The 24,260-nt window shown below is 38.2% G+C and carries 21 protein-coding genes; 8 read left to right on the plus strand and 13 right to left on the minus strand.

What is annotated here, in order from left to right; all coding sequences use genetic code 11:
* Nucleotides 1-6 precede the first annotated feature (6 nt).
* From GQR59_RS10995 to GQR59_RS11020, 6 genes are all read right to left on the minus strand, one after another.
* Nucleotides 7-294: an MSMEG_0570 family nitrogen starvation response protein gene (locus GQR59_RS10995; RefSeq protein ID WP_160062717.1), complete on the minus strand. Its 288-nt coding sequence runs from the start codon at nucleotides 292-294 to the stop codon at nucleotides 7-9.
* 10 nt (nucleotides 295-304) lie between these two features.
* Nucleotides 305-1,336, minus strand: coding sequence for a sll0787 family AIR synthase-like protein (locus GQR59_RS11000; RefSeq protein ID WP_160062719.1), 1,032 nt, complete (start codon nucleotides 1,334-1,336; stop codon nucleotides 305-307).
* Entirely contained in the window at nucleotides 1,333-1,872 is a 540-nt protein-coding gene (locus GQR59_RS11005) for an MSMEG_0567/Sll0786 family nitrogen starvation N-acetyltransferase (protein ID WP_160062721.1), read from the minus strand. Before GQR59_RS11005 ends, GQR59_RS11000 begins: the two co-directional genes overlap by 4 nt.
* Before the next feature lie 10 nt (nucleotides 1,873-1,882).
* The gene (locus tag GQR59_RS11010) at nucleotides 1,883-2,971 is read right to left on the minus strand and encodes an MSMEG_0568 family radical SAM protein (RefSeq protein ID WP_037050136.1); all 1,089 of its coding nucleotides are present in this window, start codon (nucleotides 2,969-2,971) and stop codon (nucleotides 1,883-1,885) included.
* Nucleotides 2,972-2,973: 2 nt separating this feature from the next.
* Nucleotides 2,974-3,975: a Nit6803 family nitrilase gene (locus tag GQR59_RS11015; RefSeq protein WP_160062723.1), complete on the minus strand. Its 1,002-nt coding sequence runs from the start codon at nucleotides 3,973-3,975 to the stop codon at nucleotides 2,974-2,976.
* Nucleotides 3,976-4,039: 64 nt separating this feature from the next.
* A complete protein-coding gene (locus tag GQR59_RS11020) occupies nucleotides 4,040-4,522 on the minus strand; it encodes an MSMEG_0572/Sll0783 family nitrogen starvation response protein (protein WP_160062725.1) in 483 nt (160 codons plus the stop codon).
* Between the two features lie 458 nt (nucleotides 4,523-4,980).
* Here GQR59_RS11020 and GQR59_RS11025 point away from each other — a divergent pair, with 458 nt between their 5' ends.
* Both GQR59_RS11025 and GQR59_RS11030 read left to right on the plus strand, forming a co-directional pair.
* Entirely contained in the window at nucleotides 4,981-6,915 is a 1,935-nt protein-coding gene (locus GQR59_RS11025; protein ID WP_160062727.1) for a sigma 54-interacting transcriptional regulator, read from the plus strand.
* A 536-nt stretch (nucleotides 6,916-7,451) separates the two neighbouring features.
* A complete protein-coding gene (locus GQR59_RS11030; protein ID WP_160062729.1) occupies nucleotides 7,452-8,084 on the plus strand; it encodes an SGNH/GDSL hydrolase family protein in 633 nt (210 codons plus the stop codon).
* A 328-nt stretch (nucleotides 8,085-8,412) separates the two neighbouring features.
* On the opposite strand, the gene guaD is transcribed toward GQR59_RS11030, so the two are convergent.
* The 4 genes from guaD to GQR59_RS11050 all read right to left on the minus strand — a co-directional run bounded on the left by guaD (nucleotide 8,413) and on the right by GQR59_RS11050 (nucleotide 12,541).
* Nucleotides 8,413-9,783 carry a guanine deaminase gene (guaD, locus tag GQR59_RS11035; protein ID WP_160062731.1) on the minus strand — a complete coding sequence of 457 codons (1,371 nt, stop codon included), beginning with the start codon at nucleotides 9,781-9,783 and terminating at the stop codon, nucleotides 8,413-8,415.
* 530 nt (nucleotides 9,784-10,313) lie between these two features.
* Complete coding sequence (locus GQR59_RS11040) at nucleotides 10,314-10,691, minus strand: DUF2237 family protein (RefSeq protein ID WP_160062733.1); 378 nt, start codon at nucleotides 10,689-10,691, stop codon at nucleotides 10,314-10,316.
* A 155-nt stretch (nucleotides 10,692-10,846) separates the two neighbouring features.
* Nucleotides 10,847-11,167: a hypothetical protein gene (locus tag GQR59_RS11045; protein ID WP_160062735.1), complete on the minus strand. Its 321-nt coding sequence runs from the start codon at nucleotides 11,165-11,167 to the stop codon at nucleotides 10,847-10,849.
* Nucleotides 11,168-11,398: 231 nt separating this feature from the next.
* Complete coding sequence (locus tag GQR59_RS11050) at nucleotides 11,399-12,541, minus strand: cytochrome P450 (protein WP_160062737.1); 1,143 nt, start codon at nucleotides 12,539-12,541, stop codon at nucleotides 11,399-11,401.
* Between the two features lie 39 nt (nucleotides 12,542-12,580).
* On the opposite strand from GQR59_RS11050, the gene GQR59_RS18855 reads away from it, so the two are divergent.
* Together GQR59_RS18855 and GQR59_RS11055 are read left to right on the plus strand one after the other, a co-directional pair.
* The gene (locus GQR59_RS18855; protein WP_268892997.1) at nucleotides 12,581-12,703 is read left to right on the plus strand and encodes a hypothetical protein; all 123 of its coding nucleotides are present in this window, start codon (nucleotides 12,581-12,583) and stop codon (nucleotides 12,701-12,703) included.
* Between the two features lie 722 nt (nucleotides 12,704-13,425).
* Entirely contained in the window at nucleotides 13,426-14,256 is an 831-nt protein-coding gene (locus tag GQR59_RS11055; protein WP_160062739.1) for a transglutaminase-like domain-containing protein, read from the plus strand.
* Nucleotides 14,257-14,884: 628 nt separating this feature from the next.
* Here GQR59_RS11055 and GQR59_RS11060 read toward each other — a convergent pair.
* The gene (locus GQR59_RS11060) at nucleotides 14,885-16,291 is read right to left on the minus strand and encodes an exonuclease domain-containing protein (protein ID WP_160062741.1); all 1,407 of its coding nucleotides are present in this window, start codon (nucleotides 16,289-16,291) and stop codon (nucleotides 14,885-14,887) included.
* Nucleotides 16,292-17,389: 1,098 nt separating this feature from the next.
* Here GQR59_RS11060 and GQR59_RS11065 point away from each other — a divergent pair.
* From GQR59_RS11065 to GQR59_RS18475, 4 genes are all read left to right on the plus strand, one after another.
* Entirely contained in the window at nucleotides 17,390-18,820 is a 1,431-nt protein-coding gene (locus tag GQR59_RS11065) for a cytochrome ubiquinol oxidase subunit I (RefSeq protein WP_160065131.1), read from the plus strand.
* Entirely contained in the window at nucleotides 18,810-19,814 is a 1,005-nt protein-coding gene (cydB, locus tag GQR59_RS11070; protein WP_201288093.1) for a cytochrome d ubiquinol oxidase subunit II, read from the plus strand. The genes GQR59_RS11065 and cydB overlap by 11 nt, the downstream gene beginning before the upstream one ends.
* Nucleotides 19,814-19,921 carry a DUF2474 family protein gene (locus GQR59_RS11075; RefSeq protein WP_160062745.1) on the plus strand — a complete coding sequence of 36 codons (108 nt, stop codon included), beginning with the start codon at nucleotides 19,814-19,816 and terminating at the stop codon, nucleotides 19,919-19,921. The genes cydB and GQR59_RS11075 overlap by 1 nt, the downstream gene beginning before the upstream one ends.
* A 509-nt stretch (nucleotides 19,922-20,430) precedes the next feature.
* Complete coding sequence (locus GQR59_RS18475) at nucleotides 20,431-20,598, plus strand: hypothetical protein (protein ID WP_201288094.1); 168 nt, start codon at nucleotides 20,431-20,433, stop codon at nucleotides 20,596-20,598.
* A 191-nt stretch (nucleotides 20,599-20,789) separates the two neighbouring features.
* Here GQR59_RS18475 and GQR59_RS11080 read toward each other — a convergent pair whose 3' ends face one another.
* Nucleotides 20,790-22,544, minus strand: coding sequence for an ABC transporter transmembrane domain-containing protein (locus GQR59_RS11080; protein WP_201288142.1), 1,755 nt, complete (start codon nucleotides 22,542-22,544; stop codon nucleotides 20,790-20,792).
* Between the two features lie 234 nt (nucleotides 22,545-22,778).
* Entirely contained in the window at nucleotides 22,779-24,224 is a 1,446-nt protein-coding gene (locus GQR59_RS11085; protein WP_160062747.1) for an FAD-dependent oxidoreductase, read from the minus strand.
* Nucleotides 24,225-24,260 lie beyond the last annotated feature (36 nt).

The following is a 24,260-nucleotide window of genomic DNA, read 5'->3' on the forward strand; positions in this document are numbered from 1 at the left end:
TATTTTTTAATTAAAAACGGTAACGCAAACTTTACCGTTTTTGTGTGTGTTAATGAGTTGGTTATATTTACGTTCGATTTTTGATTTTTCGTCGCTTGCGGCAGAGCAATAAAAACCATACGTGCTTTTAACGCGCTCGGATGCAGCGTCTAATGCTTGATCAACAGTGAGCTTAAATTTGCTAAGGTCATACTCAATACCTAATGATAAGTAATTGTGAATAACCGTAGATGGGGAGTAATAGCTAACTATTTCACCGTCAGGCCAATTTACGGTAAAGTTTACTGCTGGCATATGCTGATCCTTAAAGAGGCGCTTTACCCATACAGGTAAGCTGTTCGTGGTTTATATCCCAAAATTCAGATGATGAATGTTGGGTTTGAATATGAATTTTTCCGCTATGATTAAACGTACCGACTTCAACACAACTAAGGTGGCTGTTAGCAAAGTATTTATTTAATTCAGCTGCTTTTTCTGGGCGAACGGCGAGTAAAAATCCAAAGCTTTGAAAGGCTCTAAGCCATCGTATGTCGTGTGGATTTTCTGGCGCGGGAATGTTATCTATATTTATGTTCACGCCACATTTGGTCAGCTCTATCATCATGAGTAGCGTCCCCATAATGCCGCCGTTACTAATGTCTTTCGCGGCAATGGCGAGGTCTTTTTCAGCAAGGTCTGCTGGAATGCCCCACTGCGCTTGAATTTGTTCGTCTGTTTTACCTTGTACACAGCCCCAATAAGGTAAGTTGCCATGCCAGCTTCCAGTAAGATCTGACAATATAAAAAGCTTGTCTTCGGGTTGTATGTGGTAACACGATAAGAGTTTTTCAGCATAACCTGTTATGGCGACCGCTAAATTAGGATGCATTGATGCATTAATACTGCTGTGTCCGCCTGAGAACTGAACACCGAATGAAGTACAGGCACGTTTTATATGAAAAATTAATTCTTCGCTTTGCGCTATATCGTTATGCCAAAAAGCATTGGCGATGGCAGTTGGTCTTCCCCCCATGGCGGCAATATCACTTACATTCGCCATTACCGATGACCAACCAGCAGCTCTTGGGTCTTTTTTTACAAAATCAGGCAGCATGCCTTCCATTGCTAATAGCTGATAGCCGCTACCTGCTTTAAATGCCGCGCAATCATCGCCGGGTAAAGCATAAAGTTGTTCGATATTTTCAGCATGTTTACTTTCTTTATAAGCATGTGAGGCCGCTATTTTTATGGCTCTTTTAGCCTCTATTTCAGGTAATGCTTTTAAGCTACGGCATAGTGACTCAAGCTCATCTTCAGGTTCAATATTTGCTTTATAAATAGTCTGACAAGCATTCATTGCAGATCCCTCGTCATAAAAGGATACATGTCTAAGTTAGCTTCCATGTGCACATGAGGTTTGCCCGCTACCTCTATTGAACCGAGTGTTTTCCAGTGTACGGATTTAAAATACTTTTCATTTTGAGGCTGCACCGTTGCTAGAAACGTTTGACAACCAAGATCTTTAGCACGTGATACCGCTTCGTTAATAAGTGCTTTGCCAATATTTTGATAACCTCGATAAGTACGCGCAACGCAAAGTCGGCCGCCATACCATGTGTTGTCGGTGTCAGAGATTTTATAAATACGCACCGCGCCTGCGATTTCTTCACCAATTGACCAATTAGACGCTAACGCAATGATAGGAATAGCTTCGAAGTCTTTTGTATCTTTCTCTTTTCCGGTCAATATTGTTTGTTCTTGCGTAAATGTTTTATTACGTAATTGAAAGTATTCCTGTTTTTCCCATGGAGAAGTCGCGACCTTGACTTGAATATGTTGCGAACGAAAACTTGGAAATACATCATTAATTACCGCAAATTTAGCTTTAGCCATGGTATTACTCCTATTCGTAACTTTTCATTGATGAGCATGCACCACATTTAGCACAGCCAGCTTTTAAAGAATCAGAGGTCATCATTTTGTCTTTCAAAATCGGGCCTAAGGTAGAAAAAATACGTTTCAGCATTTCAGGATCAGGCATGGGATGATTTTCTAACGGCGTGCCTGCAACAGGCGTAAATGGCACAACAAACGGGTAAACGCCTAGGTCGATTAACATAGTGCTTACTGAAATTATTTCTTCTTCAGTATCGCCAAGCCCTGCCAGTATGTAGGTACTTACATTACCCCGGCCAAACACTTTTACTGCGGCTTTATAAGCGGATATATAACGCGACATTGGCACGCTGGCTTTGCCGGGCATAATAGCTTCACGCACTCGTTGGCTCACGGCTTCTAGGTGCATACCGATGGCGTCAACGCCTACGTCTTTTAGTGCTTGAAACCAAAAATCATCTTCAGGTGGCTCACATTGCACCTGTAAAGGAATATCAACCGCAGCTTTAACGGCTGTCGCACTTTCCAGTAGCATTTTTGCGCCACGATCTTTTAAATTAGGAGTCCCGGTGGTCATTATCATTTGCGTAATACCGTCAAGTTCAATGGCGGCTTTGACTACTTCAACTAATTGTTCCGGCTTTTTATGGGCGATAGTCGCGCCACTTTTTAGTGATTCTTCAATAGCGCAAAATTGACATGATGTATCTCTATTGCCGTAGCGTACACACTTTTGAAAAACGGTTGTCGCTAATACATTTTTACTGTGTAATGTGGCTATTTTTGAGTAAGGTATACCTTCTTTTGTTTTCAATTTATAAAAATTAGGTTGCGCAGGTATAGTTGCTTTATCCACTAACGTGTCATTTTCATAAATTAAAACGTGATCTTTATTTTCACTATAGGTTGCTGAATAATTTGATTTTTTAACTTGGTCATTAAAAATCGGCACCATGGTAGTTTGCTCTGCAAAATTAAATGCTTTGTGATCGGTTGGCCCTGCACCACCTTTGCGATTTAAGTCATATTCATCCATATCAAACCAACGTATACCAAGCGTTTGAAGGTCGGTAAGTTGTTGCTTATTCAGCCCCATAATTACAACTCCTCAGCAGTAATGATTGGTGCGTCAGTTGGTTTATTTTCTTGTTGAATGCCTGATAATTTACTCATGTCATGTGTATGTGCGGTGGGGGTTTTATCAATCAGTAAACTTAATAATTCTGGGCGGCTGTAATGCCCAACAGAATCCATCATGCGTTTACGTTTACTGATTAAGCTTAAATCTAATTCAGCAACACAAGCACCTTCACCTGAATCACTTCGTAATGTTTCACCGAGTAAACGGCCTTCTGGTGATACAATTGCGGTAAAGCTTCCGCCGCTAATGGCTTCAATTGGACAACCAGTATCATCTATTATTTGTTGCTGTTGTTCAGGGCTTAACCAACTAGTCGCATTTACCACAAAGCAACCGCTTTCTAGTGCGTGATGACGAATAGTGACTTCGATTTGTTCGGCAAATATTTCCCCTACTAATGAACCGGGAAACATGCTGACATGAATTTGCTCGTGATCAGCCATTAAGGCATAGCGTGCTAATGGATTGTAATGTTCCCAACAGGCCAGTGATCCAATACGGCCTACTTTGGTATCTACCGCCGCTAAACCTGACCCATCACCTTGTCCCCAAATCATGCGTTCATGATAGGTTGGCGTAATTTTTCGTCGATGCTGAACAAGCGTGCCGTCAGCATCAAATAATAACTGTGCGTTATAAAGTGTTTGATTGTCGCGTTCATTAATACCAACCGATACAACCATGTTCGCGGCTTTGGCGGCTTCTGCAATTTGGTGTGTATAAATTGAAGGTACTTCAACACTTTCTTGCATTAATAAAAGATGTTGCTTTCCCATTTGGTAGGGAGGTTGAACAAATGAAAAATAAGGATAATAAGGCACTAATGTTTCTGCAAAAACAACAAACTCAACGCCATCTTTACCAAGCTTGTGAATCCAATCGCATACCTTATTGACAGTACCTGCACATGAGTAAAGTACTGGACTACATTGAACCGCAGCGGCAATTATTTTTGTCATCGTTTGTGCCTTATTATCTTATTTTATTAATATTAATCAGAGCTTAGCTAAGTAGAGATACTGCTTAACTTGTCCAGGTATGAACAACAAATGCATTTTCTTTTGCCATTAATAGTTGTAAATCCATTACGTCTAATGGATTAATTGGGCGTATACCTTCCATTAATGCTTTTTCTGTTTGGCCATATAATGCTTGAAGAGCAAAGCGACACGCGTAAACCTCACCACCTTCGTCCATGAACTGTTGAATTTGAGTGTTGTATGCCAAATTACCAGGGAAAGCTTCTGAACCTAGTTTTGGAAATCCACGTTGTACACCTAAAAGTACACCCGGTCCGTATAACAAAATTTTTGTTTCAAACCCTTTACGTTGTAAACGCTTAGCTTGTAGCAAGTTCACTAAACCAATTGAGCCTTCGAATGCAACGGTATGAAATGTAACTAATGCTTTTGCACCTGGTTCAGCTTGTACATCTTCAAAAACTTTTTCTTCGTAATCTACGAGAAAATCACCCGTTTTATGCTGCTCTTTATCGACTTTTGGCATGTTTAAATCCTCTAAAGTTATTGTGTATCACGTGACTACAAAATTGTTAGTTCACTGACTCAGCTATAGCGAAAACTGTGCCAAAACCAAAATAAAAAAATTACCTATAAATATCAATAACTAACAATCAATTTCATTCATTCCACCAAAAACCACAATTACTCAATATCGTAATTATTACGCGAATTAGTGCTTAACCACGAATGTGAGTAATATAAAGTGCTATTTGAATATAATGACCCGAGTGTTGTATTTTAAGTACTGTGTAGAAAATCGATTAAATATAAACGAAGCACAAAAGCCTTTTATATAAGGGGTCTGGCTGGTGGTATTTTTATGAAACTGAATGGAAAGTTGAAATAATTACGATAATGAGTAACATTAGATGCATTGAAGCATGATGACCTACTCATTAATGTTAAAAATATTAAAACTATTTCTTCGGTAAGGTTATCTTTATGGAACATCAATTAGATTCGAGCGACAACTGGAGCAAGTTGGCTTATTGGATGCGAAATGCGGCTTTTGAACATTGTCCTGAAGCATTGATGCTTTTAGATCCTATCGAAAATAAATACATTGATTGTAATGTAGCTGCGTCAGCTTTATTAGGTTATCCACGGCAAAAACTTCTGATGATGCCCATTTCAAAAATACATGATAAAGACCTAGGTGAATTGATTGTTTTTACTGAAGAGGTATTAATTTATGGTCGTGCATCAAGTTCGAAGATACAGTGTAAAAATTCCAAAGACGACTATATTTCAGTAGAGTTACAAGCTGCTAGAACGGTTATTAATCAACGTGAATTAATTATTTTAAGCTTGAAAGACAGTAAACTTGAAAAGCTAAAGTATGAAAACAAAGAAATAAACCGCATTTCTAGTAGTAGCTTATTAGAACTTAAACATTTAGAAAATATGTACCATCAACATAAGCTAGATAACGCATTAATGTTGTCGTCAGTAGGTGACGGACTTTATTGTGTTGATACCGAAGGCTTGTGTACCTTTATGAATCCAGCAGCAAAAAAATTATTGGGCCGAACAAGTGAAGAAGTATTAGGGCAAAATGTTCATTACATTCATCATCATACACATGATGATGGCAGCCATTATCATGTTGAAGACTGTCCTATCTATGCAGCCGTTAGAGATGGCGTTATCTATGAAGGCAAACAAGAGTTATTTTGGAAGCATGATGGCCCCCCTTTTCCTGTTGAATTTACCAGCACGCCTATTATTTCAGACGGTAAAATTATTGGCGCAGTGGTTGTTTTTCGAGATATTAGCGAACGCTTAAAAACAGAACAATATTTAAAAGACACCTTAGACGAATTAAATGAATTAAAAGCACGATTAGAAGATGAAAATGCTTATTTGCAGCAAGAGTTTTTAATCGAAAAGAATTTTTATGGCATTGTTGGTGAAAGCTCATCTATTAAACATGTAATGCAGCAAATTGACCTTGTTGCAAAAACCGATGCGAATGTGTTGGTTACTGGTGAGTCTGGCACCGGTAAAGAATTAATCGCAATGGCAATACATGAAGCCAGTAACCGTAAAGAAAAATCTTTAATACGCGTTAATTGTGCAGCTATTCCACACGAATTATTTGAGAGTGAGTTTTTTGGTCATATAAAGGGGGCTTATACTGGCGCAGTTCGTGACCGAATAGGCCGTTTTGAATTAGCTAATGGCGGTACTATATTTTTAGATGAAGTGGGTGAAATACCACTTAACTTACAAAGTAAATTGCTAAGAGTAATACAAGAAGGACAATTTGAACGAGTAGGCGAAGACTGTACTCGTATGGTTGACGTAAGAATAATTGCAGCGACTAATCGTGATTTAAAACAAGAGTCACTTAAAAATAATTTCAGAGAAGATTTATTTTTCCGATTGAATGTTTTTCCTATTCACTCGCCAGCACTTCGTGAACGAGCCGGTGATATTGCATTATTAGCAATGCACTTTTTACAACGTGAATCACAAAAATATGGAGCAACATTAGTTAAATTAAAGAAATCATCTTTAAAACAAATCGAAGAATATTTATGGCCAGGTAATATTCGAGAGTTACAAAATGTGATAGAAAGAGCAGTAATAACAGCCGTTAACGGTGTAGCAGAGTTAAATTTACCTAATAGCAATAATGCTACCCCTGACATATTTGAAGATTATACCCAACAAGATAGAACGATAATTTCAGATATAAAAATTCAGGAAATCGTTGAAAACAACATGCTAGCGGCATTAGAACAGTGCCATTGGAAAGTTTTTGGTGATGCTGGCGCGGCTAAACTATTAGGCATGAAACCAACAACCTTAGCCTCACGCATTAAACGTCTTGGTTTATCAAGGGATACGCATAAAAAATCATCTCACTTTTAGCCTGTGTGTTGGATGTAATTATCTAACACCGCTACCCATTTTTTCACGATAAAACTGATATCGCTAAGGTGAAATTCATACACGATAGTCATAACCATCTGGCACTTTATCAACCTGAAAATATCTCCAAGCAGAAAATAGGATAAAGTAGACAAATATTAGCAACTCACATTCAATCACCTTCCCAACCTCGTTAAATTTTAATTCTTTTGGTATAAGTAACTATACTAATCACACTCATTAACTAATCTATTTTACTTGTTAAAATAACTTATTTCTTCGTTGTAAATTTCATAAAGTGAACAGCCATTAAAGAATTAACTTCTTTTGGTTAATGCTCCGATAGACGATTAACGAAGTTAATCTTCGAAAGGCTCAATTTACGCCTTAAACTAAGTCATTTTTCCTACGCAAAGTTTAGATCACTTATTTAATGTAATCGGTATAACTATAAGTAATTTTATCTTGATTGTTTTATTGTAAGTTATTGGATATTCTAAAATAAATTAATTAGTTTTATGAAAGGATATTGAACAATGAAAACCATTTTATGCTTTGGTGACTCCAACACTTGGGGATACTCTCCTTCTCTAGAACGACGTTATAACGAATCTGAACGATGGACTATGTTGCTACAATCCCAATTACTTAGTGAATATCGTATTATTGAAGAGGGATTGAATAGCCGTACCACGGTATTTGAAGACCCATTTGAAGCGGGTAAAAAAGGACTAGATTACCTACTCCCCTGCTTAGGAAGCCATCACCCTGATTTGGTGATCATTATGCTAGGTACCAACGATTTAAAATCCAGATTTAATGTGACCGCGAGCGATATCTCTAAGGGTGCAGCACGATTGATTGAGGTGGCTAAAAATTTCAATCCAGGCTTTATGAGCAAAGCGCCTGAAGTACTTTTAATTTCTCCTGCACATGTATTGGAACTAGATAATGGTAAAGAAGGTTGGGATGGTGCTCAAGCTAAATCCGAACAGTTTAGCCACTATTATGAGTTACGCGCGAAGGAATTAGGTTGTCACTTTCTAGATGCCGCTAAGTTTATAGAACCTTGTAAAAAAGAGGGAATACATTGGCATCCTGAGCAGCATATCAAACTTGCCAATAAGCTGAGTCAATTGATTCCTACAATATTACCACTGGACGAATAAAACTAGATGAGTAGTGGTTGGGTTATCTTGGCCACTAGTTCAAAGCAAAACCTACTATGTTTCCTTGGATGTTTTGTGGTACTAAGCGAGTTAGAAGTTAAAGTTAAACCAATCACACTAATTAATTGATCTATTTTACTGGTTAAAATAACTTACTTAATGTAATCGTTATAAAAAAGCAAAACTTTAACATCCCGCTTGTATTTTCAATACTTAATCATTAATTTTCTAACTTATAGTTTCTTTTTTGTTAGCATTTTAAATATAACTTCAATCTTTGAGTACCCACAACTTTAAGATCCTTTCTTTTTTTATTCTTGAATTCAAGCTATAACTTACGTGAGTGAACTTTTTCACCTTGAACCCATACTTCTCGAATATTTTCAGGGCGGGCTAGGTACATGATTTTTTGAAATACATCGTTTAAATCTTCATCAGGATTAAAAATAGGCAACTTTGCAGACGAGACCCTTGAATCGATAATCTGTATATCCCATGCATAATTTTCTTCTAGGCGACCAATAGGCAAACTTAAGCTTTCACCGCCACCAGCAGTCGCAAAGTAGAAAGCTTCATTAATGGTAATACGTGACGATGGCAATCCACGCTGTTCGGCCGGCAGTGCAGGATTGACGCCATCTTCTAACATTCTCGATGACATCACAGCTTGTCTAGCATTGTCGAAAAGACTAGGTGAAAATCCTCCAGAAAGGTCCGACCCTAATCCCACATCGATACCTTTTGCATGTAGATGTGAAATAGGAATAACACTGTTGGCAAAATAAGCATTTGAAATAGGACAATGGGCTATTGCAGTACCTGTTTTAGCAAATAAATGAGCATCGTCATCATCTAAAAAATTACAATGTGCCATCACAGCTTTATCACCTAATAGGCCAAAATCATTTAACGCAAACGCATCATTTTTTTGAAACCTGTCCTGTACATGATGATGCTCCCAATCACTTTCGCTGCAGTGTGACTGAACATGCGTATCATGTTTCGCTACTAATTCACCTAACCCCTTCAAAGCCGCGTCGGTACAACTTGGAATAAAGCGTGGAGTGACAACAGGATAAACGCCTTGTTTTGTTGATTTGGCTAATGCTTTAACAGCTAAAATAAACTCTTCGGTTTCTGCCAAGGCAGTTTTAGTATCGACATCTCGGTAAAATGGTGGATTTTGTTCAGGATCATCCATAACAACTTTTCCAACTAATCCTCGCTGCCCTTTTTGTGCACAGATTTCAGCAAGTAATAAGCTAGCTTCCTTGTGGACAGTGGCAAAATAAAGGGAAGTTGTTGTGCCATTTGCGAGTAATGTACTCACTAGATCGTCATAGACTTCTTTAGCAAACGTTAAGTCGGAAAATTTAGATTCAATGGGAAAGGTGTAGGTATTTAGCCAATCATAAAGCGGAATATCTAAAGCAGTTCCAGACTGAGCCCATTGGGGGGCGTGAACATGAGTATCAACAAAGCCGGGTAAAAAATATTGTCCAGGTTCTAGTTGATGAAAATGGACTTTTCCCTCATGTGCTCTGAGCATCTCTTGATAGTCAGCATCGTTAGGTGAAAGCACTTTTTCAATCATGCCATTTTGATTAATACAAAAAAGATGCTCTTTTAAAATAAGGATATCTTTTGAGCTCTTACTTGTAAAAGCAGTTCCTTTAAAGACCTGTGTATAGTTAGCCATTAATATTTCCTCATTATGTTGTAAGCCTAAGATCTTATTTACTGATAATTAGCACCATTACAGTGTCGCTTTTAAACAAAGGTCGATGACTAAGATATGGCATGGTGTATCCCTATAGACACGCAAAAGACAGAAGACCGAAGACATTGCAGCTTAACTTTATCTATAAAAACCTGAGTATAAAAATATCCAGCATAAAAAAGCACTGAATTTAGGAGTGATAAACATCATAACTTATTTATTTTCAAAATGAAGCTTGATGCTATTTATCGTAAAAAATGAAGGAAATATTAACATTTTACACCGTGAAAATAAGCACGGAGAGCACCACGAAAAATGCAATGATAAGAAGGTGTATCTAAAAGCGACACTTGTGATTGAGGAGATGGGGCTATAACAACTACCCTTTAGTATGTAAAAACTACATGACTAAAAGGTAGAACTAAAAATATCAGTCTTCAAAGTTTATGGCTGTTAATACTTTCATTCCAATACTTTCATCCCAATACTTTCAGCTTATTTTTAATACTCTAATTTAGATCCATTGCGTATTTTTTCAGTAATTCCATTGGCACAATATCTAACGCTTTAATGTGGGTTCTCGTTAGGTGAATTCTGGGTGCCATATTAGCCTTTTCAGCTTCTAACCACCTTGCAGCACATAAGCACCAGCTGTTGCCCGGCTTTAAACCTTTAAAACCAAATTCAGGGATAGGAGTCGATAAATCATTACCTCTAAACCTTGAATATTCTAAGAACTCTTTTGTTACGTTGATACAGACAGTATGCGAACCAACATCATCTTTATTCGTATTGCATTTTCCATCGCGGTAAAAGCCAGTGATTGGATTATCACAACACATTTCTAACGCTTCACCATACACATTTATAGATTCATCCATTTCCATCGTACAATACCTTTATTTTATCACCAATGAGAAAGTTTACGCCCGCTTAAGCGGACAAACATCGTGGGTTTGAATATGTAGCAAAGAGAAACCTAAGCCACTGTTTTACTTTAATTTCAGTGACATTTAAATTGCTTATATGCTTAGCGATGACACTACCGTATATTCTGATTATTGGGCTGATATTTACTAATCCAATCCTGTGTCAGTGACTTCGCTGAATTTTCGCACTCAGTAACAAACCAACGAAATGCCACCACCTTATCAGTGGCGATTGTGTCAATCAAGGCGGCCAGCGTTTTCTCAAAACAGTTAGCCGATGCAATCCCGACATACATTACATCACTACTTTCATTTAACAAAACAAAAGCACCTTGCTCTTTAGGAGCTTGATCTAACTTTGACGGATAATCGAAGGCGTAGGTTGACTGCCTAGCAACGCGACTATCTTTTTTATCTTTATGACTAAATCTCATGTTTACCTCTCAACATTAATAAGTATGGAACGAATAAATATAGATCGAATAAATATAGAACGCTTTTATAGCGCCTACATTTGCTTTCAATATGGGGATAGAACGCTACGCCCAAAAAATGGATAAATACACATACACGCATGACAAATAACGAGGCTGTAGAATGATTCTATTGTCGAGAACATCATGCTGTACGATAGATAATCAACCCCAACGACATTAACAAAACCATTAACTTAAGATTACAGGAACTCGATGGTATCCACCGACGGGTGCGACTTCTCGTTCAGGTGGTTGCCCATCGACAAAGCTAATGTTGTTGAATGATGAAAGGAGCGTTTGTAATGCGATCCTTAATTCCAAAGAAGCTAATAATTGTCCAGGGCAAGCATGTTTACCTATTCCGTAAACTAAGTTTTTATCTGCATTTTTAATAGGATCAAATTGATTGTTATCAAACACCGCTTGGTCACGATTTGCTGACGTCCAATTCAGTTGTATTTTTGCACCCGCTGGAATATCTTGCCCGCTAATATGTACAGGGCACTTCGTCACTCTTCGGTTAGAAACAAAAGGGTTATCAATGCGCAATATTTCATTAATAATTGCTTCTACCTGTTCATTTGAAGACGTTTTTATTGTGGTCATCAACTCAGGGTGTTCGGCAATATAAGCAATAAGAACACCAACACATAAAGCGATAGAGCCGAGATCACCACCAGTCCAATTGCGTAATATAGAAACAATTTCTTGATCCGTTAATAACTTTCCATTCACCATTTCTCGGCAAAGTTGTGCAGTAATATCGTCAGCAGTTCCATTTTGTTCAGCACGACGAGATTGAATAATTTCACGTACAATATCATCAAACTCTTCAGCGACGTTGGCTGTCCATTCATGTTTACCTGAACGTGTTGCCGCATGATTTTCTTTCATCCAAGCTAATAAACGTGGTTCTAATTCCGCAGGCCAACCTAACCATTGGCATTGAGCACGAACCGCGAATACAGCACCAATATCATTGACGACATCAATCACTTTGCCTTTGGGTACTTGTGCAATCAACTCGCTAGTGACACGTTCAAAAACAGGAATAAAGGGTGTCAGTGCTTCATGCGTTAGATAACGATCGAGCACTGCGCGGTATTGAGTATGTTCCTCACCATCTAAACCATTCGGAATTTGTAAGTAACGAGAAACATGACTTGAAAAGCGTTCATGATCCAACGCTGTTGCCATGACATTGGCGTGTTTTAATAAGACCCATTCACCGCTCGTATTCTTGATAATGGCATGCTTGGTTCTTAATTCATCGGTAAAAGCTCGAACATCGTTGCCTGCGAGAGATAAGTCTATTGGCAATTTTTCAGTCATAACACTTCCTATGAGAAAATATAACTTAAGGGAATCGAGATGGGTAAATATGACGTCATTATTCATGTAGTCATGAATACACATCCTATTTGTCTCGTCACTTTTCAGCCAATGGCTAAGAGAAAACCTATTGATTTAGCTGATAAACAGGCTAGTGATTAAAACATTTTTGAATAGAAAAAGGGCTTTGTATTCTTTGTTATACAAAACTAATTAGTCTTTTATTGATCATAATCAACGTTATGCTTTTGCGTACTTTTAGGGGGAATAGAGCGTTAATAATAGCAATGGCGTTTTGCCTTTTGTCTTTATATTTTTTGGCTGTCTAGTACTTAGCTGTAATGATTCGATGACTTATTCGATAAGGTGTATCAGATAATGATACTTGCGATTCGTGAGATTAAGCCATAAAAAACTACCTACTAATACCAAAAGAATTAATAAGGTGATCATTCTTGCTGGTTAAAATCACCCCTAACTGCGTTGTGAGTTTTGAAGTGAGAACAACTATCTCCTACAACTCACGCCTTATTAGTGTTAATTTTTCCTGCACAATCTCTGATCACTTATTTAATTCCATTGGTATAAATGCAGGAATAAGCATTTTTATGAGAGAGTTTACCCATTAAAATAATTCAAATAGATTGGTGTCCTCTACTTATCTTGTCCTCTATTTATCAACACTTGGCTAGTCAATATTTATCGAATTGCGTGTGCTTAATTCATTGATATCGACAATGCATTTAATTTGATAGAGTGAAGCATTGGGTGCTCATTATTTTGTAGAATATAGGAGAACCAATAAGGCAAAATTTAATTATAAAGGAAGCTTTACCAGTCTTTTTCTTCATTTCGTTATTATCAGCCATTAAAGGTTATTTATTATGTATTATGTAAAAATCTTATCAGAGCTTATTTATACGGTCGATGCTACATCAAGTTTTGTTTTTAATATTGCAGCGGCTAATACGGTGCATCAACAAACAATAGAAGAGAACCTGACTATCTCACCAACGATTGACAGTGAATGGTTTCAACTTAACGACTTTGGTTCTCGTGGGCTTCGCCTAAAAGTAGAACCCTGTGAATTAAGTATCCAATATAGCGCAACAGTACAATTATCTCCTGATATTGAACAGGATAAGTATATAAATGAAGTTGAGCATAAAAGCTTACCAACATCTGTCCTCCCTTTTTTAAACCCAAGCCGATATTGTGAGTCTGACCGTCTCGGACGCCTTGCTTGGAAAGAATTTGGCCAGTTACCAAGTGGCTACTCTCGAGTCGTCGAAATTTGCAACTGGGTAAATAATCATATTGACTATGTTGCGGGTAGTACCGATGCATCTTCAAGCGCTTGTGATGTACTTATTCAACGAGCAGGTGTGTGTCGTGATTTTGCACATGTGAGTATCGCTCTATGTCGTGCTTTAGGTATTCCTGCTCGTTATGTTTCGGGTTATGCCGTTGGTTTAGAGCCACCTGATTTCCATGGATTTTTCGAAGCCTATTTAGGGGATCGCTGGTATCTTTTTGACGCCACTCAAATGGCTCCCTTAAGTGGATTAGTCAGAATAGGCATTGGACTTGATGCTGCAACCACGTCATTTGCTAATATTGTCGGTCAGGCGAAAATGCAGTTTATTAAAGTAGAGGCTACATCTGCAGATTCCGATTTCCCCTATAATAACGGTTCTCCCGTTTCAACGGCTTAGGCTATTAGGTTTATGGCAAAATCAGAAATCTATAAATATTTAACTTAATACTATTTCGTTATTTGTCAAAACGGTAACGAAATTAGTTAATCACTTAATTTAATAGATTTGGAAAGCTAAATAGATCTAGAAAGCTAATAATTTAGGCCACCAAAAACAAAGCTATTTCCGTTATTAAAAAATGAAAAAAATATCGGAAATTCACGGTTTAATAAAATAAAAATACAACTTAATGGCAATTTGAAAAATAATAGCTTTTACAGATATGAAATTTTTAGCTGCTGCTAATTAATATATTGATTAAGTTGTGAAGAGAAAAATACGCTAGTAGATAAACTCACAGATATACATATATTTTTCTCTCCCTATAATACTATTTTCATTGCTAGCAAATCTAAAGACTAACGGAAACAGGTTTCTATCTACCGGTAAAACTTGGCATTAAATAAGAACGTCGAATATAACGTGAAATACAGTGGTAATAAAATACACCTGAAGCGACACTTGTGATCGGCGAGGTAATCTCATCACAATTACCTCTTAGCATGCAAAAACTACATCAATAAAAGATAGAACTAAAAATATAAGTCGTTAAAGCTTATCATTTTTATGACTGTCCACTGCTTTGTTATTCTAAGGTGATAAGCGTATGATTTTTTTGTAGTTGAGAGATACATATTTTATAAAAATCAGTATCGAGTTTAACCGTCGTATCAAAGTCAAAACTTTCCAATTCACTTTCATCACTAACATTACCTAAATACAGCCAATGAGAAATAATATGAATACAACTTATATCGCTTTCTTCATTATATTCTTTGATGCCGATAGCACCTTGGTACGGCCAACCTTTAAGTTTGATCGGTGCTAAGGCCTGCTGCATCCGCATTTGATAGATAAGTGGGTTTTCTTTACCGCAACATACCCCTTTACATTTTTTAAGTTGGTAGGCAAAACAAGGTCCTTTACCTTTCTCTAAACCCAGTTGAATCGCACATAAATTATGGTCGTCTTTCAATTTACGCAATGACTCATTTGCCCCTCTTCGTCCTTTGTAAAGCCCATAGGTATTTTTCAATGACGCTTTTTTCGACTGAGTGCTTAGGCTGTTTATATCAATAATTTTGGGTGCTGAAATATTCTCTTTTAAATCATTTTCCCAATAGAGAGTAAACAGCGTTTTTTGTTTACGTAGCTGCCTATTAAATAAAGGTGAACGCGATTTCACTAACTCTGACTCTAAGATCAACGCGCTAAACTCACCAGCAGTGACTATCCATTCAATATTATGCACTTGTTGCGCCATACGCATTTCTCGATCATGACGATGATCACTAGAGAAGTGAGAAATAACGCGCGCTCTAATTTTTACACTTTTACCAACGTACAATAAGTCCCCACTTTCACCATAGAATAAATAAACCCCTGGTTCGTTTGGCATATTATCGAAGAGTTCAGGATTTAAATGAGGTGGGATGCTAGAAAGTTTTTGCTGTAATTGCATCGCAGCGAATACATTTTCCTCATTAAAATCATCGACCATACGCGACACTAATTGAGGTAAGGCAGCTGCATCACCCATTGCTCTATGGCGAGCCTCACAAGTTAAATCAAATCGCTTAATGATACTGTCAAGGTTATGCACTTTAAATTGAGGGTACATTTTTCGTGAGAGTTTAACAGTGCAGACTATTGGGTACTTAAACTCGACCCCATTTTGTTTGAAGGCATTACGTAAAAAGCTGACGTCAAATCGGGCATTATGCGCGACAACAACATGCCCTTCAAACAACTCAAGAATCGTCGGAATCAGCTCATCTATAGTCGGAGCATCAGCAACCATTTCCGGGGTAATACCGGTTAGCTTTTGAATCATCAACGGAATGTAAGTATCAGGGCACACCAGCGACTGCCATTTATCTATTATCACCCCATCTAGGGTTTGTACGATGGCAATCTCCGTAATACTATCTCTGGTTGGCTTACCGCCTGTAGTTTCAAGATCGACATAGGCCAGTCGACTAAAATCAACCATAGTTATGTATACCTTTATTATTTAATTGACGCATATTTGTAGGGATTTTTCTTACCTTTCTGTTTGAAAAATATCAGAATAAAATTTATATTTTGTAACAATATAGGATCAATGTGGATTGTATGAATTAACTCTGAACATAACCGACGACTCATCAACTCTCTTATAGATTAAGAGTTAACAATATAAATCTAACTTAAATAATTAACAAATACAAAATGATATCCCCCCTTTTTCTTCAACATTGATTACTCAGATTTTCGTTAAGCAGTCCAGCTACAGTTTAATATTTTATTGAAGATTATTATCCTACATAGGCGTTATACGTATTTTAAAAGTAATGTTGTGAATAATTTTTAATAGCAATAATATAATGTCAAAGAAAAGCCAGAGATTAATTAAGTCGCTTTCGTCCCCTAAGTATCTTAGTCAGTAAACACCTTCCTGCTCACTTCTTCTCGGTAGTAAATGGTATTAAACCCGCACTAAAGTGAAATTAAACAATGCGATAAATAGCCTCGTCAGATTAAGTTGATCATACAGTGTTCTTTTTAGACGCATAAAAATCCAGCCTCTAAAAAGCACAATTAACCTTTGAATAGTGGGAGCGATTTTTAAAAGAACGACTACCTTTTGTTTCTTCAAATCTCATAAAGAAACCAATCAAAATTGATGCTTTATACCAATGGAATTAAATAAGTGATCAGAGATTGCGTAGGAAAAGTTAACACTAATAAGGCGTGAGTTGCAGGAGATAGTTGTTCTCACTTCAAAAATCACAACGCAGTTAACACTTAATTGCCTTCTACTTAATTTATTCAGATTAGAAAGTCATCAGACAAAAATATACGTCTTAACTGAACCTTAAACAGCCTCTTTCCGTATTGGTTTTTATAAATGTGAAAATTGGAAGTTGATAATGTTTGCGACACAGACAGTGTATCAAAACCATCAATGACTAAAGCGATGACAATCAGTTTAACAAACGTCATTTTTCATTTAAAAGTAATATCTAATGTTGCTTTTGTTTCAATACAAATTTGATTGCTACATGAGATTAACATAATTTAAAATCTAACTTATATGAGGTCTATGCTTATGTTTGAAAGCTTTACTGCGGAGACACTTGCCCGAATTCAGTTTGCATTCACTATCTCCTTTCATATTATATTCCCAGCTTTTTCGATTGGACTCGCCAGCTTTCTAGCCGTATTGAATGGCTTGTGGCTGAAAACTCATGATAAAACCTACCTTTTCTTGTTTAATTACTGGAAGAAAATTTTCGCAGTTGCCTTTGGGATGGGAGTCGTTTCCGGTATTGTTATGTCCTATCAATTTGGCACTAACTGGTCGGTATTTTCAGACAAAACTGGACCAGTACTTGGACCACTTATGGCCTATGAAGTACTCTCTGCCTTCTTTTTAGAGGCAGGATTTTTAGGCATCGCTTTGTTTGGACGCGAGCGAGTAGGCAATAAACTACACATGTTTGCAGTTTCTATGGTTGCCTTTGGTACTTTAATGTCAGCCACTTGGATTTTATCCGTTAATTCGTGGATGCAAACACCTGCTGGCTATAGTATTAATGAGGTAGGACAATTTGTTCCAGAAGATTGGTGGCAGATTGTGTTCAACCCATCATTCCCTTATCGTTTAGTACACATGGTAGTAGCAGCCTTCCTGACTACGGCACTCGTTGTTGGTGCTGTCGGCGCTTTACACCTACTAAGAAGAAAGGCTGATGTTGCTGCTCGTCGTATGTTTTCAATGGCGATGGGGATGTTAATTATTGCAGCTCCTTTGCAAATTCTTGTAGGGGACTTTCACGGTTTAAATACTTTAGAGCACCAACCAGCCAAAGTAATGGCGATGGAAGGACACTATGATAGCCACCCAGAAGGTGCACCGCTGATTTTATTTGGTATCCCTAATCCAGAAGAAAAGCGAATTGATTACGCTATTCAGATACCTAAAATGTCTAGCTTAATTTTAAAGCATGACTTAAATGCACCGCTTGCTGGTCTAGATACGATTGCAGATGAAGATGAGCCACCTGTTGCCATTGTGTTCTGGAGCTTCCGTATTATGATTTCTCTGGGTTTTGCGATGTTAGGCTTGGCGGTATGGAGTTTTTGGAGACGCATGCGTGGCAAGCTTTATGATGATGATTGGTTAAAACGAGCAGCGATTGTGATGGGACCAATGGGGTTTGTTGCCGTACTAGCAGGTTGGGTTACTACAGAAGTGGGTCGTCAACCTTTCACCGTCTACGGGCTATTGCGAACCTCCGATAGTCTTGCTCCGATTGCAGCACCTGCAGTTGCAGTATCCCTAATCGCATTTATCATCGTTTATTTCTTTGTCTTTGGAGCAGGTACTTACTATATATTAAGGTTGATGAATAAATTGCCAACTACATCAGGCGTTGATATGAATGACGGTCCTATCAGGACTGCAGAAAAACAAATTATTGAAACAATTCATGTAGAACATAAATCAGATGACCAAGGAGAAGATCGTGGAATTTGAATTATCATTTATCTGGGCCATCATTATCACATTCGCCGTACTATGTTATGTCATTTTAGATGGCTTTGATCTAGGCATCGGTATTTTGTTCCCGTCGGCTAAATCAGAACAAGACAAGTCCGTGATGATGAATACTATTGCTCCCGTCTGGGATGGCAATGAAACTTGGCTAGTAATGGCAGGCGGAGGTTTATTTGCAGTTTTCCCACTAGCTTATGCCGTTATTATGCCAGCCTTGTACATGCCTATTATACTCATGTTGTTAGCGCTAATTTTCCGAGGCGTTGCCTTTGAATATCGCTGGCGAACCGTGCGTTGGAAGCCTGTTTGGGACTTTTCTTTCTTCGCAGGTTCAGTGATAGCCGCCTTTACTCAAGGTATTTCGCTTGGTGCATTAGTACAAGGCATTGAAGTGTCAAACCGCGCCTACGCTGGCGGTTGGTGGGATTGGCTGACCCCATTTTCATTATTCACTGGATGTGCGGTTGTCATTGGCTATGGCTTATTGGGCTCTACCTGGTTAATTATGAAAACAGAAGGTGAACTACAAACTAGAATGCGCGGTTATGCAAAATGGTTAGGCATTGCGACCCTAAGCTTTATAGGCGTTGTTAGTATTGTCACCCCTTTTCAAGATCCCGCTTATTTCCAACGTTGGTTCGCACTGCCTGGTAGTGTGTTTAGTGTGTTAGTTCCTGCTTTGCTAGCACTGTGCACTTGGTTACTATTTATGGGATTAAAGCGTGATAAAGAAGCTCAGCCATTTCTTGCCTCACTTGGCTTATTTGTACTCAGCTTCATCGGTATTCTTATTAGTTTTTACCCTAATATTGTACCGCCAAGTTTAACCATCGCTGAAGCAGCTGCGCCTGATTCCAGTTTAAAATTCGCACTAATGGGAACGGTAGTTTTAGTGCCATTAATTTTAATCTATACCGCTTATGCATATTGGGTATTCCGGGGTAAAGTAAGACCTGAAGATGGGTATCACTAATGGCTTGGAAAAAATATAAGAAACTAGCATGGTTCGTTGGGATTTGGCTCTCTAGTGTTTTAGCGCTGGGCATTGTGGCTATGATGATAAAGTCAGTCATCCTTTAACGTTTTTTGTTTCGTGTCGGGTTTCGGATCGGTATCGTCACTTACCTGCTTAGATCGGCTAAAGTCGATCCAAGCAGCCTTAATCTAAGTTTAAAACGCAACTAACCCGCTTCCATTTAGAAAGGAAGCGATCTCGACATACTCGATAATGTTTTGCTTGCATCAAACGATGGCCAAAGCGAAAAAGGTTATTTACTCCCCTGGCAACTTAAAAACGTTAGGCTTACCCCTTTAATTTGAATCATCGTATCCGCCTTTCTTGTTACCAAGTAGGTTGATGCGATAATTCATATCCATTATTTTCATACTGAACGGTTGAGTACTTCACACTTGGCCTTAATTCTTTTTTGCGACAGGGTAACAACAAAAAATAACTGAACATCCATAAAATTTCACTCACCTCATAATGCTCCACAGCATATAATCACCATTTCTTAGTTTTTTGAATGCAATAACGCTGTACTATATGTACAACTAATAATTAGATTACTAATAGAAATGAAGGTTTTATGAACATAATAAAAAAAGCATGGAAAACCTACTGCGATTGGTTAGATGAAATGGGGTTAACACCTGAAAATAAACGTTGCTGTGTCCCACTTGATGAACGAGCACAAAAAGCACTTCGAGGTGAGCAGCAATCAGACAACGCCACAGATAATAAAAAAAGCAGATAAGCTTAGTGGTTATTGCCACTAATTTAGGGTTATTTAACCCTTTTTCTAAAACGCAATGTACCTCATTGCGATCTAGCAAGTTAAAGCTTAAAAATAGCCAATTGAGTTAATGATCAAGTAGGCAACACCATTTCATGCCTCTGTAAATAAGGTTGTCCCGCTTTCTCATTCAAAGCTTTCAACAACCCCTATTATTGATCCGCATTATTTTTATCAAACTGTAAATCACACAACTTTTTATATAATGGCGAACTGGTTAATAACGACTGATGATCCCCTGTGTCAACGATCCTACCTTTATCCATCACCACAATTAAGTCTGCATCGATCACTGTGGATAAGCGATGCGCAATAATCAAGGTGGTTCTATCTTGCATTAACTCATTCAATGCAGATTGCACATGGTGTTCACTTTGAGCATCTAACGCACTGGTTGCTTCATCTAATAATAAAACATTTGGATCTTTTAAAATCGCTCTCGCGATGGCAATGCGTTGTTTTTGCCCTCCCGATAATCGTACGCCCTGCTCGCCTAAGAAACTCGCGTAACCTTGCGGTAATTGATGAATAAACTGATCGGCATGCGCGCGTTTTGCAGCGTCGATGACTTGCGCATCGGTCGCCTGTGGATTGCCGTAACGTATGTTGTGCCAAACGTCTGAGCTAAATAAAATCGGTTGTTGTGGCACCATACCCATGGCTTCACGTAAATCAGTTAATGCCAGTTGGGTAATATCCGTGTCATTAAACTTTATGTGGCCTTGCTGCGGGTCATAAAATCGTTGTAACAATTCAAAGAGTGTTGTTTTCCCTGCACCGGAAGGCCCCACTAACGCGACTGTTTTTCCCGCTGGGATTATTAAATTAATATCTTGTAGCGCAGGAATATCTGGTCGTGACGGGTAGGAGAAATTGACTTGTTCAAAAGTAATCGCCGATGTGGATTGTGCTTTCATCACACTCGGTTGGTTAGGTTGTTTTATATCACTTTCTACTTTTAATAAGTCCAATAAACGGGTTGCTGAACCAGCTGCTCGTTGAAGCTCTCCATAAACCTCTGCGATGGTGGCCACTGACGTTGCCACTATAATGGCGTAAAAAACAAAGGCACCTAATTCACCACCGGTCATTTTACCTGAGAGCACATCCATTCCACCAATCCACAACATGCTGCTAATGGCCGCGAAGGTGAGGAAGATGACAATAGCAATCAAAAATGAACGTTGTTTTACTCTGCGCTTTGCCACTACAAAAGCTTTCTCAACTTCTTCACCAAAAGCGATTTGCTCTCTGGCTTCATGCGTATAACTTTGCACGACTTTAATGTTTTGAATGATCTCGCCAGCATAGGTACCAATATCGGCAATGGCCCCCTGTGACGTTTCAGCTAACGCCCTGACTTTTCGGCCGTAAATGAGCATCGGTATTAATATAAAAGGTACGGCGACGATCACCACTAAAGACAGCTTTAAGTTGGTGACAAATAACATGACCAACCCACCAGCCAACAGAAAAAAACTGCGTAACGACATTGAAAATGAAGAGCCGATAATAGATTGCAATAACGCAGTGTCAGTGGTTAAACGTGACATTAATTCGCCACTTCTATTTTCTTCAAAGTAACTTGGATGCAAAGTGACGATGCGATTAAACACCGCCTTTCTAATGTCGGCACTCACTCGTTCACCTAACCACGACATTAAATAAAAACGACTAAACGTCCCTACTGCCAATAAACCAACCAGAAAAACTAACCCTAAAATAGTCGCTTGTAACTGTTGCGCTGAGCCGGCAATAAACCCATTGTCGATAACCAATTTCACTGCTTGCCCTAAGGACAAGTTAATAGCCGCCGTCATTAATAAAGCAAGTAGTGCCAATGAAAGCATTAGCTTATAAGGTTTTATAAAGGAAAAGATAGGTAATAAACTATTAAAGGCTTTCAGCTTTTCTTTTGGATTAGATTTGTTTTGTAAATAGGTGTCATCTGCAGCAGTATTATTCACAATATACTCAATATGTTAGGAGGTGATCGTATTATTAACTAAGAATTAGATGCTAAGCGTTAATAATGGTGCCGAGAGAGCAGTAATTCAAGGATATGAATGGAGAAACAAAAAATCCCATGGCCTGTTGAGTCATAGGATTTGTTATTTACTGTTGGATAAATGGTTTAAGGTTTAATGCTGTTTGATATTACGATAAGCTAGCGCTATCGGGTAGCCACGTTGTTGTGTGTAAAGCTCCGATCGCTCAGTAATTGCTTGGTCGCTAATAGAGTGCGTAATTGGAAACAAACGAGCACCGACTGCACTTTTATCGACAAACCCAATTTCAAATAACTTCTGCATCAAGGCATCAGCACAGGTTAACACTGAAGACGCTTTGACTATTTCACAACGAGCATAGTTATTGTTTTCAAAAGAAACACCAGCGGCACGTAAATTAGCATCTTCACCAGGAATTTGCTGAGCACCAAATAATGGTTTCCCCGTGACCGTCGCTTGTTTGAAGGCCGGAATATAACGAGATAAATGTTCAATAGCACGTTGACCTCTGACCGCTATTTCTTGATTCAACCAACCAACATCAATTTTACGCAACAATTCAGGCGCTAACTTCGGTTGGGAACTGTTTTCAGCATTAGCCACTAACCCGTTTTCAAACAACGTAATTTCATCTGTCATGCCATGCAATTGCACTAGGTTGTCTGCATATGGCGTAAACTGTGCCATACCTTCTGGTGTACCACGTACACCATGAAAGATAACTTCAGGCCACAACCCTTCTGTACCTTGCCATTGCGTTACATAAGCGGCTTTAAATTCAACTAATCGTTGACGGTAAAAACCTGCTAAGTCATCAATTTCACCGGTTTTAAAGCCAGCAGCGTTGATCAAATAATCAAACTCATGTGTACTCGTTACGCCATTTTCTTCACTGGTGATAGACCATTTTTGTTGTTTATCTTGGTCTATTTTAGTCACTTTATTATTTAAATGTATTTGGCATAATTCATTTTTTTCTAACGAAAGTGCTGCAGTCGCTCCTAAGCGAAATACATTCCAACCAAATTCTTGGACTAATACCACAGGAAATTTAAGCAGTGATAAATCAACATGTTTAGCAAATGGAATCATCCATTGTTCAGCCGTTTCAGGCACTTTTTTCTCATCTAATAAAGCCAGCGCTTGTAATTCTTCTAGCTCAAATAAACGATAATAGTCAGTTGGATCACCTAACACTTGATTATTTATGTCATGTTCAATGAGTTTTTGATATTCATTTTGCAATAACGTTAAACGTGGTAATAAATCTAATGGTTGCCCGGCATCCTGTTGAGGGATAGCAACCACTGTTGGTCGATAATCCACTGAATCTGGATAGAGACGTAATGCTTCAATAGACTCTTTTAATAACGTAATACATTGCTTATCAGGAATCTCACGATACAAATTCCCACCAGCATGTAGATGACAAATAGGTGGACCGTTAACTAAACTCGTCCCCTTTTCAAACAAGTCAACTTGTAAGCCTATTTCACTTAAACACAATGCAATGGAAGCACCTGCTATACCACCACCGATAATCGCAATTTTTTTATCTGACATTTCATTCGTAGTCATTATAAAACCATTTATATCTATGTTAAAAGACTGTAA

This window comes from Psychromonas sp. L1A2 (genome assembly GCF_009828855.1).
In the GTDB taxonomy this organism is placed as follows: domain Bacteria; phylum Pseudomonadota; class Gammaproteobacteria; order Enterobacterales; family Psychromonadaceae; genus Psychromonas.